The organism is uncultured Oxalicibacterium sp. (genome assembly GCF_913776015.1).
Classification (GTDB): Bacteria; Pseudomonadota; Gammaproteobacteria; order Burkholderiales; family Burkholderiaceae_D; genus Oxalicibacterium.
The window spans coordinates 1-17,928 of record NZ_CAJYMD010000051.1 but is presented as its reverse complement, the minus strand read 5'-3'; the positions used below and the strand labels follow the sequence as shown (position 1 = coordinate 17,928).

Sequence of the window (17,928 nt, the reverse complement as noted above, 5' to 3'; positions counted from 1 at the left end):
ACAAAGCATGCATAGGAAACGGCCAAAACTATGACCGAACAAGATCAGAAGCAACTAGGAAAAACGCTGTGGGCCATAGCCGACCAATTACGCGGCGCCATGGGTGCGGACGATTTCCGCGATTACATGTTGTCCTTCCTCTTTCTACGCTATCTCTCGGACAACTACGAGCAGGCGGCGAAGAAAGAGCTGGGCGCGGATTACCCGAAGTCGGAGGATGGAGAAACGAGGCCACCTCTGGCATTGTGGTATGACGCGAATCCGAACGATATCGTCGAATTCGAAAAACAGATGCGCCGCAAGGTGCACTACGTGATCGAACCGCATTTTCTATGGGGTAGCGTCGTTTATTTGGCTAAGACACAAAGTGACAAACTGCTCGGCACGCTACAGAAGGGTTTCAGGTACATCGAAGAAGAATCCTTCCAGAGCAACTTCCACGGTCTGTTTTCGGAGATCAATCTCACGTCCGAAAAACTGGGCCGCAAGCACTCGGAGCGAAATGACAAACTGTGCTCGATCATCTCAGAACTGGCGCGCGGCATGTCGTTATTTTCAACTAATACAGACACACTAGGCAATGCCTATGAATACTTGATCGGTCAGTTTGCGGCGGGGTCGGGCAAGAAGGCGGGCGAGTTCTACACCCCTCAAAGAGTCTCCGACATCCTTTCCGCAATCGTGACGCTCGACAGCCAGGAGCCGAAGGAAGGTGCACGCAAAAAGCTGGAAAGCGTATTTGACTTCGCGTGCGGTTCGGGTTCGTTGCTGCTTAACATTCGCCACCGCATGAAAGATGCGGGCGGTAATATTGGGAAGATCTACGGGCAGGAATACAACATCACCACCTACAACTTGGCGCGCATGAACATGCTGTTGCACGGGGTAAAAGACACCGAGTTTGAGATTTACCACGGCGATACGCTCACCAACGCTTGGGATTTCCTTCGCGAAACCAACCCGGCCAAGAAGCCGCAGTTTGATGCGGTGGTAGCGAATCCACCCTTCAGCTACCGCTGGGACCCGAGCGATAGCATTAGCGAAGACATGCGTTTCAAGAACCATGGCGTAGCACCCAAGAGCGCTGCGGACTTCGCTTTCCTGCTGCATGGGCTGCACTACCTGAAGGACGATGGCGTGATGGCCATTATCCTGCCGCATGGTGTGCTGTTCCGTGGTGGAGCAGAGGAACGTATCCGTACCAAGTTGCTCAAGGACAGCCATATAGACACGGTGATCGGGCTACCTGCGAACCTCTTCTATTCGACCGGCATCCCCGTTTGCATTCTTGTGCTGAAAAAGTGCAAGAAGCCGGATGACGTGCTTTTTATCAATGCTGCTGAGCACTTCGACAAAGGTAAGCGCCAAAACCAGCTCAGCGATGATCACATCGCGCGCATCGTTGATACATATCAGTTCCGTAAGGAAGAAGCACGCTATTCGCGCCGGGTGAGCATGGCAGAGATCGAGAAAAACGATTTCAATCTGAATATCTCGCGTTATGTCAGTACCTCGGTTGCGGAAAAGGAAATTGATCTATCGGCGATACATGGTGAATTGACGAAAATCGAGGGCGATATTAAAAAGGCCAAGGATAAGCACAATGCTTTTCTGAAGGAATTGGGATTGCCCTTATTGCCTTAACGATTTCGCTTAACACACACCAACGTACATATGAGCGACATAAAACTCTTTAAATTGAATGGCGGCACAGCAACGGAGCTGCAAGGTGATGCATCGGATTTGGAAAAGCCTTTACAGACTTTGATCGAAAACAATTTAGAGCCATTGCTTGGCATTCGGTTTTTGGCAACTGAGTACGCAACAGGTAAAACGCATAGCGGTCGCATAGATTCGCTCGGACTAGATGAGAACGATTGCCCGGTAATCCTTGAGTACAAACGCTCTGTAGGCGAGAACGTTATCAATCAAGGATTGTTTTATCTAGATTGGCTGATGGACCATCAAGCAGAGTTTGAGCGGATAGTTATGCGTAAACTAGGCATAGAAGTGGCAGAGAATATCGATTGGACTGCACCTCGATTGATTTGTATCGCAGCGGATTTCACGAAATATGATGCTCATGCTGTTCAACAAATTAGACGAAACATTGAATTAATTCGTTACAGATTATTTGGTGATGAGTTGTTGCTGCTAGAGCAGGCAAATGCGTTTAGTACGACACCAATCATCTATACAAAAGGGCAAAAAATAGAGAGCGATGCGACTCTCTTAGGCCGCGCTAAACAAGGAGATAAAACCTACACAGAGTGGGTTGATGACCTCGCGCCTAATTTGCGCCAGTTACTTACTTCTGTTGAAGAGTACATACAGTCGCTAGGTGATGATGTACAACATAAAGAGCTGAAATTATATGCAGCTTTTAAACGCATCAAAAATTTTGCGACAATTGTCTTACAAAAAAACAGACTTTTGCTTTATCTCCATTTAAATCCTGATTTAATTGGCACGCTACCAAGCAACGGAAGAAATGTTCGTGGGAGTGGGCATTGGGGAACCGGTGATCTAGAACTTTCGCTTTCCAATGCTAGTGACTTTGAACTCATTAAGCCTCTTATTCAAAAAGCCTATGAGGGGCGTGTATCCGAATGAAAATAATAATTTTCGGTTAACCAATAACAAATAAAAAAGGGCCGTTGCATTCAGCCCTTTCTAATTAAGTTATTTTTTTGCAGCGGGCATATCGCTGCAAGTGCCAGGCATCGCCATCTCCAGTTTCGCTACCGCTGCCTTGCCTTCGCTTTCATCCATCAACTCTAAACCAGCCCCACCAACAAACACACCGAGCTTGATGTACTGGCGAATAAAGTAATTACGGCCAGCCTCGGTAAATAGTGAAAGGTTATTCGGCGAGAATTCGGATTCCGTCGAAATTTTGTGTTCCTTATTGCCGGCCACTTCCGTGCGGAAGAAAACGTCAGGCGCGGTTTCGCCGATGCATTTGTCGTCCACCCACACATCTTTTTTTAATGCTTTGCCGACGAAGCTATCGCGATAGATATAGAGGCCTGCATTGCCTTCAGACGGTTTATTGAACTCTTTTGCTTTTTGCGATGCTTCCTTGCTTTCCATCTGGACGGATGCGCAGCCCGTGAAGAGCAGCGATGTCATCGCGATAAGCAGTAGCTTTTTAAACATGTTTTTATTCTCCCTTGGTTTTGGAGGGCAAATCATAAGAGCGACATATTTCAATGGCAATCTCATGAATATGATTTTTTGATACAAATTTGCCCAGACGCTGTTGTTCAGCGTTGAATATTCCGCTGCTTTTGCGTCTACTTTGGTACAGCGCAGACATAGTGCTTGCATAGAAAATGCAAAGGCCGTTATAAATCCATGCTGTTACTTGCATTAACCATGGCATCCGATATCCCCAAAGCCTCCGTTAAGCGGGGGTTTTTTCATGTACGTTCATCTTTTCGCAATGCGCTCTTTCATTCCCTCTCTCGCTCTGCTCGTTTTACCCTGCTCCGCTTTCGCCTATGAAAGCGATCCTGTCTCTCAAACGCTTTCGCCGATTGATGTGCAAGCTATGTCCGAAGAAACCCTACGTGCGAAGGAGGCACTGCGGCATATTCCTGGTCATGTGTCTTTGCGTGAAGGCGACGAATACCGCGAGCGTGCATCGATTGGGTTAGCAGATGCGCTGAGTGGGATGCCTGGCGTGTATGTACAGCGTCCTTCGGGCCAAGAGGCTGCGCGTATCAGTATGCGTGGATCGGGCATTTCTAGTACCAGTATTCGCGGGATACGCTTGTTGCGGGATGGTCTGCCGCTTGGACGACTGGACGACATGAACGAAGCGATTGCTGCAGACACCATGACGGCGCAGCGTATTGAGGTCTATCGCGGTGCGGCTTCGCTGGCGTATGGTATCTCTGCCTTGGGTGGTGCGATCAATCTCATTTCGCCAACGGCTCGCAATGATGGTACCCCGACGGCGCGTTTTGAGCTTGGTTCGGATGGCTTCAGGCGTGCACAGCTTAAAGGTGGCAAGGTTTGGGAGCAGGGTTTGGATGCATATGTGTCGCTCACGCATTATGAGAACGACACCTTTCGTCAGAACGCGGCGGAGCGTTCGTCGCGCTTGTACGCCAATCTCGGTTATCAATTCAGTGCGACCTCGCGCGGTCGTTTTCATCTGACGGAAGAGCGGTACACGGGTGGATTGCCGGGCACGATCACGCTGGATCAACTTCAGCGTGATCCGAGTGCGGCGAACGCCAATAATCGACGGGCAAATGCCTCAATTCATACCTCGCCGCGCTGGCATGTCGCCTATCAGCATGAACTGGATCTGGGCGATCAACGATTGTCGGCGGGTATATTCCACACCGGAACGAAATTCGATTCACCGACGCCCGCCGCGCGCGCGTTATACGATGCGGTCGATTATGGTTTCTCTTTGCGGCACGAAATCCCCAACTTCGGTGCTGCGGGTAACCGCTTCGTCTGGGGCGTGAACGGTGCGCGCGGTAACGGCGATAACCGTCTCTTGCCGGCACCTCCGCCATTCACCATGCCAGGCACGACAGGAGCAGTGAAAGATCGACGTTCAACGGTTGCGCTTTTCGCCGAGAACACTTATCAATTTGCCGACCGCTGGGCATTGGTCACGGGAGCGCAATGGCGTCGTGATCAACGACGTACGGAGAATCAGACACCGGCATTGTTGACGCAATATCCAAACGGATCAGCATCACGAACCTATGAGTCATTCGATCCCAAGCTCGGCTTGATCTGGGATCTGGACGAAGCGCGACGCACACAGCTTTATGCCAACCTCAGCCGTAGCCACGAAACACCAGCCAGCCTGACGTTCTTTACCAAGCTACCACCGGCACAACCCACCACGCTTGATGCGCAACGTGCGACGACTTTTGAAGTCGGCATGCGCGGCGGCGATCAAAAGATGGGATGGGATGTGGCGCTCTATCGCAGTCGCGTCAGCAGGGAGCTGCTTGTCGTTGCCAACGCAATTTCGCCGGTACTGCCGCCGATTAACATCAATTCGTCTTCCGATACCGAGCACAGTGGACTGGAGCTTGGCCTGCACGGGAATCAGGCTTTGCCATCCCTGCAAGGAAGCCTAGATTGGAATCTGGCCTATACGTGGAATCACTTCCGCTTCGATGGCCATACTACTTACGGGGACAATAAGTTGCCCGGTATTCCCGATCACGTATTGCAGGCCGGTTTCACCTATCGTCATGTAGATGGTTTCTATATTGGTCCGAGGATGGAGTTGGGCTCCAACTGGTACGCTGACCAAGCCAACACACTCAAGGCGCCGGGCTACGGCGTCTTGCATCTGCAGGCAGGCTATCTCACCAAAACTGGTTATCGTTTCTTTGTGGACGCGCGCAATCTGGGCGACAAGCACTATGCCTCAACTGCCGATATTCTGGTCAATGCCAGTGCCGCATCAACGTCGACCGCTGTATTCCGTCCAGGGCAAGTGCGTGCCGTGTTTGCGGGTGTAGAGAAGCGCTGGTAATAGGGGCGCTGTCAGGATTGGTCAGAATTAGCGACAGGCTTTCTTCGACAATTTCTTCTTGGAAATTTTCGGCCATATGCCCCATTCGCTAGAAGAAACATGACAACCGTACTCCTGCTGGAAGATGAACTGGATTTGCGTGAAGAGATCGCCGATTTCCTTCAAGGCGAAGGCTATCGCGTGCTTGAGGCATCAACCACGGAGGAGTTTCAATCTCTATTGTTCGCGTTCGATATCGCTGTGATTGATGTCGGTTTGCCCGATGGTGACGGGCTTGCCATCGCAGCGGACTTGCGCGAGCAACGCCCACAGTGCGGCATCATCATGCTCACTGCGCAGAGTGCCGTGCATATCAAGCTTGCGAGTCTGCGCGACAGTTCCGATGCTTACCTCGTCAAGCCCGTGAGTTTCGATGAACTGCTCGCGCATCTGCAATCGTTGCAGCGGCGTGTCGCATCGAAGTGGCGGCTGCATCTGGTCGAGCGCCATCTGACAGCGCCGAACCAGCATTGCGAAGTGCTCAACGACATGGAAACGAACTTGCTGCAAATCCTGGCGCAACACGCTGGAGAAGTGGTGACGCGTCGTGCGATTGCTGCCGCATTCGGTGTTGCCTGGCTGGAGTTTGATGACCGTCGGCTCGACCAACTGGTGAGTCGGCTGCGACGCCGCTGGTTGAAGGCGACGGGAGCCGAATTGCCGATCCGTACTGATCATGGCAAGGGCTTCACCTTCACGTCCGAGATCGATGTGGTCTGACCGCACACACTCACGATGATGCGCTTTCCCACGCTATGCAAATCGATTGCCTTGCTCTTGCTGCTGTATTTGACTGCGATGGTTCATGGCTTCGCCCATGCCGTGACCATCGTCGATCAACCCAAGCTTGATCTGCGGGGCCAGCTCGCACAATTGGTGGATCGTAGTCATGCGATGACGTTGGCTGACATTCGCGCCGCTGACGCGACGTTTGCGCCGGTTGCTGATCAGGTGCAGCGCGACGCGGTGGATGCGGCGGTCTGGATACGCTTCAGCCTGCGTGGCACGCGCACGGATCCACACGCCTATTGGCTGGAGGTCGAACCGGCGATTCTGGAGCACGTCACGTTATACAGTTTGCAGCCTGACGGCAACGTGACGCAGCATGCAGCAGGATCGTTGTTGCCGTTCAGTCAGCGCGGCATTACGTATCGGCACGCGATCTTCCAGCTTGATCTACCCGCAGGGGAAACGCGGCAGTATTACCTGCGCGTGGACAGTGGCATGTGGCGCACGGCCAGACTAACGGTCTGGGAGCCAATGGCTTTTCTGGCGGCGAGTGGGACAGAGCAACTGGGTTTTGGTCTCTACATTGGCATGTATGCGTTGCTCGTGCTGGCGAGTCTGTGGTTCGAGCGCGTCATGCGTGACAAGGTATATCTCTGTTTCGCGCTCTATGTCACGGCCTGCATCTTCATTACGCTTATCTCGACGGGTTTGTGGCAGCAATATGTCATGCCTGAAAGCGGACGGGTGATCGTGCAGTTCTATGCGTTGTCCTTCGTGATGATGATTGGTGCTGCCGTGCAGTTCTTTGTCGTCTTTGTGGGTTTGCATCGTACGCGCCCGCGACTGACACGACATGGCCTGCTTGGCATCTGGGCGCTCTGTGCCGTGACGATGTGTGCCTCGCTGGCCGGTTATCATCGGTACGCACTCTACTTCTTCAATCTCACGGTCATCTTTGTGATTCTGCCATTGGGCGTGCTGTTTCTATCGGGCCCAGCCATGCGTAGTGAAAACGAAATACGCCTCACCTTTGTGGGCGGCGGTTTCTTGCTGGTGATGTCGTATCTGTATTCGGCTGCGTCGTCCTACCATGTGCTGGCACCGAACTGGCTCACGAACAACATCATGTACATCAGTTCGATGACGTTCTTCCTGATCGTTTTCTACGCCATCAGTCGCCGCTATTACACGATGCGCCTGGCACAGGAGACCGCGCAGCGTGAAATGCTGCGTTTGTCGCATCGTTCCGAACGCGAACTGGAAAAGCTTGTCGATGAACGTACGCGTGCATTGAAAGAAGCCAAGCAGAGCGCAGAGAGCGCGCTCAATCACGCGCACGCCGTGCAGCAGGAACAGCGTCATTTCATTGCGACCGTGTCGCATGAATTACGCACCCCGCTCGCAGTGATTGACGCGTCGGCGCAGAATCTGCAACGCGATGCGGCGGTTGCCAGCGACAAGCATCAACTTCGCGTACAGAAGATTCGCCAGGCGACCAAGCGTCTGTCGTCCTTATTCAACGACTATCTCAGCGATGAACGGTTCGCCCAGCTGTCGCAGCCGATGGTCCCGCAGGAAGTGGCGGTCGCACCATTGTTTGCCGATACGATCGAAGCAGCGTTCACACTCAGCGATCACCATACCCTGCAGATGCAGGTTGCGCCGGATCTGCACTTGTGGGCTGATCCCTATGGCTTGCGTCTGACCTTGCGCACACTTGTCGATAACGCAGTCAAGTACAGCCCTCCGGGAAGCACTGTCCTACTCTCTGCGCAAGCCGATATCGACGGATGGACGATTGACGTGCACGACGATGGCCTAGCCATTGCCGAAGACGAGCGCGTGCTGATCTTTGAGCGCTACTATCGTGGTCGTGCCAGCGCCAGCCGTGTTGGCACAGGACTCGGGTTGGCCTTGGCCAGACGGTTTGCAGAACAGCATGGCGGTACCTTGCAGTTGCTCTGCCCACCTTCGGGCGGCAATGTGTTTCGGTTGACTTTGCCGCGCGTGCAAAACATCGACGGTTGATTTGTCGTAACGCCGTCTAGGTCCCGCAGGCGAGAAATGATAAGGTCATCGCTTCATTCATTCCGAAGGAGGCTGCATGTCCCGTCCCGATGAGTTCGCGCATCTGATCCAGTCTGCACAAAAAGAACTGCAATTAAATACCGGTCGCCGTCGTTTCTTCATGACGGCGCTGGCGGTAGGCGCAACTTCAAGCTTTCCTGCCTTGGCGCAAAACGCTGCGCAGTCTTTGCCGGCCGCACGTTTGACGATTGGCGAGGCTGGGCGTGGAGCAAGTCGGTTTCATCCTTCGTTCGTCAAGGATGTTGGTTTGCTGACGGACTTGAACAAGACGAACCAAGGTGGCGCTTGGTGGAATTTTGATACCTATATCACGCCGGTGTCGCAGTTTTACATTCGCAATGCCTTTCCGACGCCGCGCCCTGAACTTGATAAGCGTGTCGATCCACGTTACTGGCAATTGAAGATTCATGGCGATGGCGTTGAGCGTGAGATGACGATCACCTATGACGATCTGCTCAAGATGCCATCGCGCTCGATCATCAGTGTGATGCAGTGTACGGGCAACGGACGTTCGCTGTTCTGGGAGCAGGAGGGCTTTCTGAATGAGCCGGAGCGTGTGACGGGTAATGGTTGGGGCTTGGGTGGTGTCGGGCAGGCCGAGTGGGAATACGTACCGATGAGTTACATCCTCGATCTGGTCGGGCTCAAGAAGAATGCGAAGGCGGTGCTGTTCTGGTCGGGCGTGGATGGTAAGGCGCCGAATACAGAGTCGGATACGGGGCGGCCGATGTCGATTCAGGATGTGCTGGAGCGGCCGGATGAAATTGGCCTCGCGTTCAAGATGAATGGCATGCCCTTGCCACCGGATCATGGGGCGCCGGTGCGTGCACTGGTCCCCGGTTGGTGCGGCGGTGCATCGACCAAGTGGCTGACTGAAATCAAGATTGCGTCGCACGATTTCTGGGTGCGCCTCAACACCTACGATCACACGATGATGGGGCCGGCATATCCGCCGCCGAAGCCGTCGCCGAACGATGAATTCCGCTTTGTCCGTCCAGATCAGATTCTCGGCATTCCCGTGACGTGGCAGGAAGGTCGCTCTACATTGGCCTTGCCGCTGATGCTGAATCGTCAGCCTGATATGCCATCCAACTATCCGCTTGATCGCGGCGAGCGTCCGATTCTCAAGGCCGGGCCGCAAATCCTGCGCGGCTACGCCTGGGCACCGAACGCGGGTGTGCGTCGCGTCGACGTGCGCGTAAATGGCGGTGCTTGGCAGCAAGCGCGCATCATCGATCCACAAGTCAATCGCTATACATGGGTGCGCTTTGCTTTGCCGTTTTCACCGGCTCCCGGCGATTACGTGATTGAAACCCGCACCACAGATCGACTAGGCAATGCGCAGCCCGTCAATGTGCCATTCAACAAAGGTGGCTACAACTATTTTGCGATTCCAAAATTCATGGTGCGCGTCGTTTAAGACGTGTTCATCCTGCACTGACCGTGGCTGTTCAGTGCAGGGTGTTTGATTCCTCTCTCTACCCTCCCTCATGTTTTGCACGCAGGAAAGAATAGTTTTTCCTACGTCAATTTGCACCATCGTCTGTCTTTTCATCCTGTCGATCAGAAAACTATATTGAGACGGTGGGCGCATAGCCGCACGCATCCCGCCGCTCTTCCATATCGATAACAGGAGATCATGATGAAGACGACTTCCCCTTTTGGTTTCATCCCGCTATCTACGCTTGTGTTGGTGGCGGCGCTAACTGGCTGTGCAAGTGGTAGCGGTTCGACGAGTGCAAGTTTAGGTGGCTCGAATGGATCTGTTGGCGGAAATAGTGGCGGCGGTGCCGATGGCTCTGGTGGCGGTAACTCAGCCATCGATAACGTCAGTAGCCCCGTTTCGCCCATGGGGCAAGTTGCGGGCAATGCCGGTAATCTCGTGACCGCCACAGGTGGCGCGATTTCCGCACTGGGTGCGACAGTGGAGAACGCCAATGTGGGTATCGTGCCTGCCCAAACGCAGTCTGACCTCGCTCGCGTTGTCGATGATACGGATGGTGTTGTGCAGACACTAGGTCAGGGCGTCTCGGATGGATTGGGCCAAATTGGCAACGTACAGAATCCGCTTGGCGTAACGGTCGCCAATACCGGCAATGTCGTCGAGCGCGTCGGCCAAACCACGCAGGATACCGGGACGCTCGTTGCCAACACGGGCGGTGGCCCGTTATCCCCATTGGCACCTGTCACGCAGCCGGTTGGCGGGCTTGTGAATCAGGTGGGAGTCGGTGTGAGTAATGCGTCTCCTACGCTGACGAATGCGTTGTCGTCCGGGCCGGTGGAGCAAGTCACCCAGACTGGCAGTAACGTCATTACGCCGTTGACCGCTCGAGCAACCACCCTGACGCAACAGGTGGGCAATGCGACGGGGCTGGACGAGCCGGTTGATGGCATGCTCGGTCGTGTCGGTGGTGGCCTCGATAGCGTAGGCCAATCGTTAACTGGTGGTTCAGAACTCGGTACTGGATTGGGAACAGTTGTCAGTTCTGCGGGACAGACTGTCTCCTCGGCAGGTGTCATTCTGCATGACCGTCAGGGCACGGGCGGATCGAATCTGATTTCCGGCTTGACCAATACCGTGGGTGGTTTGGCCGGCGGTGGCATGAATGGTATTGGCGGAGTGGGTGCGTCAGTGGGAGCGACTGTTGACGTTCTTGTAGGCGTGAATGTGAATAACGATGCCGCAAACGGCACGACTATACCGAGCGTGCTTACGCCCATTCGGAATTTGACTTCTGGAGTGACAGGATTGGTGAGTCGATGAAGATACGACACTGATCATCTCTTAATGCATCTGAAAAAAAGCCTCGCTCTGAGGCTTTTTTGTTTTGCCGTTTCGCTTGTGAGTTGATGAGTGGAGGGGTAACGCGTGAGCATGTGGTATCTCCCCATTTTGCTGAGAAGCAAAGGCCTGCTTAAACGTGCATTGATCTTTGCCATCAATAAAGCAGATCGAGTACGCCTCACATAGGCGCTTGTTCGACAGGCGATGTTTGCTCTCTCGCTGATTCGAGATCGAATCCGAATCGGTGCAACGTGGATGGGCGCACGAAGACGGACCAGTCATTTGAACAAACGTGGTGCGAAATATCATGCTGCGCACCGAATACGGACGCGTTAGAGAAGCGTTAATTAAATTAATTCCAATAAAATCATGAGCTTACATTATTAGTGGCGCATGGCATGCAATCTGCTAAATGGTTGAAAGTATTACGAAAAAAGACAATCGTAATACTTTCAACCTTAGAAGGAGTATGCCGTGAAGCTCGATACCATTGGTTCATCCTTGCAGCGGATGCTGCAAAAGATTCTCCTGCCAGCCATGCTGGCGGTGACCGCAGTCAGTGCGCACGCAGCGCAATCACTCAAGATCGGCTATAGCGATTATCCCGCATGGGCGGCCTGGCATATCGCGCAGGAAAAAGGCTGGTTCCAGGAAGCCGGCGTGGATGTGAAACTGGAGTGGTTCGATTACTCGGCGTCCATGGATGCCTTCACCGCAGGAAAAATTGATGCCGTCAGCATGACCAACGGCGATGCGCTGGTAACCGGTTCGGGCGGCGCAAAAAGCGTGATGGTGCTGATCAACGATTACTCAAACGGCAACGACATGATCCTGGCCAAACCGGGCATCAGGTCGATCAAGGATCTCAAGGGCAAGAAGGTCGCGGTTGAAGTCGGTCTCGTCGATCATCTGCTGCTACTCAATGCCTTGAAAAAAGCCGGCCTCAAGGAAAGCGACGTGACGCTGGTCAATGCCAAGACCAACGAGTTGCCGCAAGTCTTCGCCGCGCCTGACATTGCCGCCATCGGCGTGTGGCAGCCGGTGGCCGGGGAAGCCATGAAGGCAGTGCCGGGTTCCAAGCCGATCTATACCTCCGCAGATGAGCCGGGTCTGATTTATGACGTACTGGCTGTCAATCCCGCCAGCGCCAAGGCGCGCAAGGCCGACTGGATCAAGGTCACCAAAGTCTGGGACAAGATCGTCGCCTACATCAAGGATCCGAAAACCAGTGCCGATGCCGTGAAGATCATGGCAGCGCGTTGCGGTGTTTCTGCTGCCGAATACCAGAAGATGGTGAACGGTTCCAACTTCCTGACGCTGGAAGAAAGTCGCAAGATCTACGTCAAGGGCGACGGGTTCAAGTCCATCTACGGCTCCACCAAGATCGTTGACGCGTTCAACGTGGCAAACAAGGTGTATGCAAAGCCCGAGAACATCGATTCCTACCTCGATCCTGCCATCACGCTGGGCAAGTAAGCCGTCATCTCGAGGAACCGGACAGGAACACGCATGCGCACGTTTTTCAAACAATCCGTTCATCTGCTGCAGCAACCGCATGGTCGCAAGGTACTGACGATTGCGTCGTTCGTGCTGCCGATCCTGCTCTGGTGCGCCGTCAGCTATCTGCCCTTCGTCTGGCACCCCAAGGTGCTGGTCGAAGAGGCCGGTGGTGTCGATTACTTTGCGCCAGGCATGCTGGTCGATCGGGAAGAATTTGCGACACAAGTCGAGGCCATGCAAAGCGGCCATCTCGCCTTGCCCGTTGGCACGCCGGCCAATCCGATTTATCTGCCAGCACCGCATGAAGTTGCCAAGGCGCTCTATACAGGCTTCACGACTCCTCCCGCGCAACGCGGTGCGCCGTGGTTGCATGAAAGTCTGTGGCACAGCATCAAGATCATTTTCTGGGGATTTTTCCTCTCCTCTCTGGTCGGTGTGCCGTTGGGCATCCTGGCCGGTACCTATACCTTGTTCGGTCGCTTGAGCGAGCCATTCATCGAGTTCTTTCGTTACCTGCCTGCACCGGCATTCGGCGCACTGGCGGTGGCCGTATTGGGTATCTATGACGGCCCCAAGATTGCGATCATCTTCATCGGGACGTTCTTCCAGCAAGTGCTGATTGTTGCCAATACCACGCGCAAGCTCGACAAGACCATCATCGAAGCGGCACGTACGCTGGGGACGAAAGGTGTGCAACTGATTACCAAAGTCATGCTGCCTGGCATCCTGCCCGACCTCTATCGCGACTTGCGCATCCTGCTTGGCTGGGCGTGGACCTATCTGATTGTTGCCGAGCTGATCGGTACCAGTTCCGGCATCACGTTCTTCATTACGCAGCAGGCGCGGTACCAGCATTTCGAAAACGTCTATGCCGCCATCATCATCATCGGCGTGATCGGTTTCGGTAGCGATCTGCTGCTGGAAAAGCTCGGCCGCAAATTCTTCGCCTGGGATCAAAACCAGAAGCGTGCGTGAGAAAGATCGAGGAGCGATGCGATGAAACCCTTTGACCACAGTTATCTGGATCAGTCGGATGCAGTACGAGAGCGCTTTGCGCGTATCAAGCAGCGCGAGGTAATTCTAGAAGTCAAGAATCTGCACAAGCGTTACGTGTCGCCGCAGGGCGAGACGGAAGCACTTCGCAACATCAACTTTCAGGTGCATCGACGCGAGTTCGTCTGTGTGATCGGTGCATCTGGCTGCGGCAAGTCAACACTGATCCGCACGCTGGCAGGATTGGAAAAGCAGACCTCTGGCGACGTGCTGCTCGACGGCAAACCGGTCGATGGTCCGGGCCGTGATCGCGGCATGGTATTTCAGGGTTACTCGCTCTTCCCGTGGCTGACGGTCAAGAAGAACGTGATGTTTGGGCCCAGCATGAGCGGGCATGGCTTCGATGCCGCCGAGCGCGATGCACGTCAATGGCTCGATCTGGTCGGCCTCACGAAATTTGCCGATAGCTATCCGCATCAATTGTCTGGCGGCATGCGTCAGCGTGTCGCGATCGCTCGTGCGCTAGTGAACCAGCCGCGCATCCTGCTGATGGATGAGCCATTCGGTGCCCTCGACGCGCAGACGCGCTGCAAGATGCAGAGCCACCTGCTCGACATCTGGCGCAACATCGACATCACCATTCTGTTCATTACGCACGATCTGGATGAGGCCATCTATCTGGCAGATCGCATTCTGGTACTCAAGCCGCATCCGGGCGAAGTCGCGGAAATCATCGAAGTGCCGGTACCGCGCCCACGCTCCTCTGAGCAATTCACCAGTCCTGAATTCATCGCGACCAAAAAGCGTCTCGACGATCTGATTCATCCGCCGATTGACGAGGGTGACGAGACCACGCATGGCAATAGCGAATTGATCAGGCAAAACATGTTTCGCATGACAGATGTGAAGGACAGTGTGGAATGAACTCCTCAACCAGCACCCTCTGGCAAGACCTCACTTGGCAGGAATTGCCAGCCAAGCTCAGTGCCTGTGGCCAGGCCGCGATCCTACCGGTCGGGGCGACCGAGCAGCATGGGCCGCATCTGGGCAATGGCGTGGACTTCATCATCGCTGAAAAGCTGTGTGCCGAAGTGTCGGCGCGTACCGGTGTGCCCATGCTGCCGACTTTCCCGTACGGCTGCTCGCTGGGGCATAGCCATCGCTGGCCCGGAACGATCGCACTGACCCCGGTATTACTGATCGAACTGATCAAGCAGATTGGTGACTGGGCCTATCACAGCGGTGTACGACGTCTTTTCATCGTCAATGCGCATGTCACCAATGCAGCACCGCTGCGCTGCGCGCTGGAGATGTTACGCGCCGAGCATGACGATCTAATGGTGGCAGTGCTCAATACCGCAACGCTATCGGCACGCGTGCGCGATGCGCACAGTGCCGATGCCGCCGACTGGCATGCCAACGATGCAGAAACCTCGCTGATGCTCGCCATCGCACCCGAAGGCGTGCGCCCCGACAAGCTGGCCGAAGCCGACGACCCCGATCGCACCTGCGGTTGCGTGTTCGCGCATCCGGTCAATCGCACTAGCCTCAATGGCGTCACCGGACAACCCAGTGTGGCCACGGCCCAGAAGGGCCAGCAAATTTTTGACTGGCTGGCAGAAGACCTCACGGCACTGGTGCAAACCGGCACGCGAGAAAGTCCGCCACTCGAATTCTCCTATTTCCATCCTGCCTGATTCGGCATCACCTAGTAAAAGAGGACCATCATGATCACCCCCCTGGATATCAGCAAACTCGATATCGGCGCGCTGCAGTCGGAACTGGAAGACCGCGGTGTCAAATACTGTATCGGCGCGTATGTCGACATTCATGGCATCCCCAAAGCCAAGGTCGTCCCGATCGCCCATATCAGCAACATGGCCAAGGGCTCGGAACGCTATACCGGCTATGCACTCGACGGACTCGGACAGGCACCGAACGAAGATGAGTTGACCTCCATGCCGGATTTCAGCCGCATGATCCAACTGCCGTGGGAACCGAAGATTGCGTGGATCCCGTCGGACAACCATTTCAAAGGCAAGCCCTATCCGCTCAACACGCGCGTCGCACTTCAGCTGCAACTCGATGAAGCGGCAAAGATGGGCTACGGCATGAACCTCGGTATCGAGTGCGAGGTGTATCTGCTCAAGCAGGACGAGCAAGGCAAGCTCTCGGTGCCCGATGCGGAAGACAAGCTGATCAAGCCCTGCTACGACGTGCGCGGCTTTACCAACAGTTTCGAGTGGCTCGACAAGGTGGCTTCGGCGATCAACGATCTTGGCTGGGATCTCTATTCCTTCGATCATGAAGATGCGAATGGTCAATTCGAATTCGATTTCCAGTACGCCGATGCATTGACCACCTGCGATCGCCTCACCTTCTTCCGTTTCATGGCGAAGCACTTCGCACGGGAACAAGGGCTCCTTGCGACCATGATGCCGAAACCGTTCGCCGACAAGACCGGCAACGGCGCGCACTTCAACATGTCGTTGTATGACCTGGAAAATGGCAAGAACCTGTTTGCCTGTGATCCAAAGGATGATCCGAACGGGATTGGCCTGACGCCGCTGGGTTACAACTTCATCGCCGGCGTGCTGCGGCATGGTCGCGCGCTGTGTGCCGTGTTCGCGCCGACGGTCAACAGCTACAAGCGCCTAGTACGTCGCGGTGCGATGAGCACCTTCTCGTGGGCACCAGTATTTAACTCGTGGGGCTCCAACAATCGGACCAACTCGGTGCGTGTGCCCGCAGGTGGCGGACGTTGCGAGTCGCGCAATGCGGATGGTGCAGTCAATCCGTATCTGGCCGCAACCTTGGTGCTGGCGGCCGGTCTCGAAGGCATTCGCGAGAATCTTGATCCGGGCAAGCCGAATGAGGATAATCTGTACGCCATCAGCGATGAAGAACGTCAGGCGCGCGGCATCGAATTTCTGCCGCACACGCTGCAAGATGCCGTGGCAGCCTTCGCTGCCGATCCCCTGGTTGAAAAAGTGCTGGGCAAGGGCCTGCGCGACGAGTTCATTCGTTACAAGACCGAAGAATGGGAAGGCTACCACCTGTCTGTCAGCAAGTGGGAGATCGATCGCTACAGCTATATGTTCTAAGCGCCATTACGCATGAAGAAGAGAAAAGTCGGCACTGCCCCCATCGACGAAAAAGAGAATGCGCTGGTCAGTCGGATCAGCGTTTCTCTGCCCCCGGCGCTGCTGGAAGAACTCGATCACATGGTCGAAAGCAGTGGCTATGGCAGTCGTTCGCAAGCGATTGGCGACATGGTCAATTACCAGCTCGTCGAACACAAGCGCAAGCTTGGGAATGAAGTCATGGTGGGCACGCTGACCTTGCTCTACGACCGCACGACACGCGGGCTACAGAAGAATCTGGCGGATATTCAATATCAGCATATCCACGAAGTCATCAGTTCGCTGCACGTGCATTTGAGTCACGACAAGATGATGGAAGTCATTTTGCTGCAGGGGCCGGCTAACTATTTGCAGGAACTGGCGAACACCATGCTGACCTTGCGCGGCGTCGTCACAGGTAAGCTGCAACTAATGGCGGCAGCGATTCCACAGCTGCATGCCGAACCGGATGAGGATTGACGTTTCCTACCATTGATTTCATGGCATCGATGCGTCGGCCCTTGGTGGCCGGCCGTGTTTCCGGATCAATTCAAGTACACGTTGTCGTGACGTGATTTCACCTGATGCACGAATGCCTTCGGCGCTTGGCCCAAGGTCCGCAGAAAGGCGCGGCGCATGCGTTCTTCATCACCGAAACCGGCCATGGCAGCAATACGTCCGATTGACGAATGGCCTTGTTCGATGAGTTCCTGCGCGGCTTCGATGCGTAGCTTCTCGATCGCCTTGGCCGGCGCCATGCCGGTCTGCATCTGAAACACGCGGCTGAAATGGCGCGGGCTCCAATGCACATGTTCGGCCAAGTCTTCCACGCTCAAATCCTTGTGCAGATTTTCTTTTGCATAGTTCAGTGCGTCCTTGATGCGATCCGAACTCGGCGCGAGCTCACTGAGCGCTGAAAACTGTGATTGTCCGCCGGTGCGACGGTGATAGACGACCATCAGGCGCGCGATCGTCTTCGCGATTTCCGTGCCGAGATCGGTTTCCACCAATGCGAGCGCAAGATCGATGCAAGCCGAGACGCCAGCCGAGGACCACATCTCACCGTCTTTGACGAAGATCTTGTCTTCGTCGACGTGAATGGCGGGATGCCTCTCTTGCAAAGTGCGGCCGAAATACCAATGCGTCGTAGCACG

15 protein-coding genes are annotated in these 17,928 nt (G+C 54.7%); 13 read left to right on the top strand and 2 right to left on the bottom strand.

The window, feature by feature from the left end:
• Positions 1-30: 30 nt before the first annotated feature.
• Both QZ725_RS08350 and QZ725_RS08345 read left to right on the top strand, forming a co-directional pair.
• Positions 31-1,644: a type I restriction-modification system subunit M gene (locus QZ725_RS08350; RefSeq protein WP_293778408.1), complete on the top strand. Its 1,614-nt coding sequence runs from the start codon at positions 31-33 to the stop codon at positions 1,642-1,644.
• A gap of 30 nt (positions 1,645-1,674) precedes the next feature.
• Entirely contained in the window at positions 1,675-2,613 is a 939-nt protein-coding gene (locus QZ725_RS08345; RefSeq protein ID WP_293778406.1) for a DUF5655 domain-containing protein, read from the top strand.
• A gap of 69 nt (positions 2,614-2,682) precedes the next feature.
• On the opposite strand, the gene QZ725_RS08340 is transcribed toward QZ725_RS08345, so the two are convergent.
• Positions 2,683-3,225, bottom strand: a complete 543-nt coding sequence (locus QZ725_RS08340) for a DUF2846 domain-containing protein (RefSeq protein ID WP_293778404.1) — start codon at positions 3,223-3,225, stop codon at positions 2,683-2,685.
• A gap of 328 nt (positions 3,226-3,553) precedes the next feature.
• Between QZ725_RS08340 and QZ725_RS08335 the strand changes: the two genes are divergently transcribed.
• From QZ725_RS08335 to nikR, 11 genes are all read left to right on the top strand, one after another.
• On the top strand, positions 3,554-5,518 hold the full coding sequence (locus QZ725_RS08335; RefSeq protein WP_293778402.1) for a TonB-dependent receptor: 1,965 nt from the start codon (positions 3,554-3,556) through the stop codon (positions 5,516-5,518).
• Positions 5,519-5,617: 99 nt separating this feature from the next.
• A complete protein-coding gene (locus tag QZ725_RS08330) occupies positions 5,618-6,277 on the top strand; it encodes a response regulator transcription factor (RefSeq protein ID WP_293778400.1) in 660 nt (219 codons plus the stop codon).
• Positions 6,278-6,292: 15 nt separating this feature from the next.
• Complete coding sequence (locus tag QZ725_RS08325) at positions 6,293-8,314, top strand: sensor histidine kinase (RefSeq protein ID WP_293778398.1); 2,022 nt, start codon at positions 6,293-6,295, stop codon at positions 8,312-8,314.
• Positions 8,315-8,390: 76 nt separating this feature from the next.
• A complete protein-coding gene (locus QZ725_RS08320; RefSeq protein WP_293778396.1) occupies positions 8,391-9,794 on the top strand; it encodes a molybdopterin-dependent oxidoreductase in 1,404 nt (467 codons plus the stop codon).
• Between the two features lie 222 nt (positions 9,795-10,016).
• The gene (locus QZ725_RS08315) at positions 10,017-11,138 is read left to right on the top strand and encodes a collagen-like triple helix repeat-containing protein (RefSeq protein WP_293778394.1); all 1,122 of its coding nucleotides are present in this window, start codon (positions 10,017-10,019) and stop codon (positions 11,136-11,138) included.
• A 531-nt stretch (positions 11,139-11,669) separates the two neighbouring features.
• A complete protein-coding gene (locus QZ725_RS08310; protein WP_293778667.1) occupies positions 11,670-12,635 on the top strand; it encodes an ABC transporter substrate-binding protein in 966 nt (321 codons plus the stop codon).
• Positions 12,636-12,668: 33 nt separating this feature from the next.
• On the top strand, positions 12,669-13,634 hold the full coding sequence (locus tag QZ725_RS08305; protein ID WP_293778392.1) for an ABC transporter permease: 966 nt from the start codon (positions 12,669-12,671) through the stop codon (positions 13,632-13,634).
• Between the two features lie 21 nt (positions 13,635-13,655).
• Positions 13,656-14,576, top strand: coding sequence for an ABC transporter ATP-binding protein (locus tag QZ725_RS08300; RefSeq protein ID WP_293778390.1), 921 nt, complete (start codon positions 13,656-13,658; stop codon positions 14,574-14,576).
• Entirely contained in the window at positions 14,573-15,349 is a 777-nt protein-coding gene (locus QZ725_RS08295; RefSeq protein WP_293778388.1) for a creatininase family protein, read from the top strand. The genes QZ725_RS08300 and QZ725_RS08295 overlap by 4 nt, the downstream gene beginning before the upstream one ends.
• 30 nt (positions 15,350-15,379) lie before the next feature.
• Positions 15,380-16,756, top strand: coding sequence for a type III glutamate--ammonia ligase (gene glnT, locus QZ725_RS08290; protein ID WP_293778386.1), 1,377 nt, complete (start codon positions 15,380-15,382; stop codon positions 16,754-16,756).
• Positions 16,757-16,768: 12 nt separating this feature from the next.
• On the top strand, positions 16,769-17,254 hold the full coding sequence (nikR, locus tag QZ725_RS08285; protein WP_293778384.1) for a nickel-responsive transcriptional regulator NikR: 486 nt from the start codon (positions 16,769-16,771) through the stop codon (positions 17,252-17,254).
• A gap of 65 nt (positions 17,255-17,319) precedes the next feature.
• Here nikR and QZ725_RS08280 read toward each other — a convergent pair.
• The coding region (locus tag QZ725_RS08280) for a helix-turn-helix domain-containing protein (RefSeq protein WP_293778382.1) at positions 17,320-17,928 on the bottom strand (609 nt) is incomplete at its 5' end.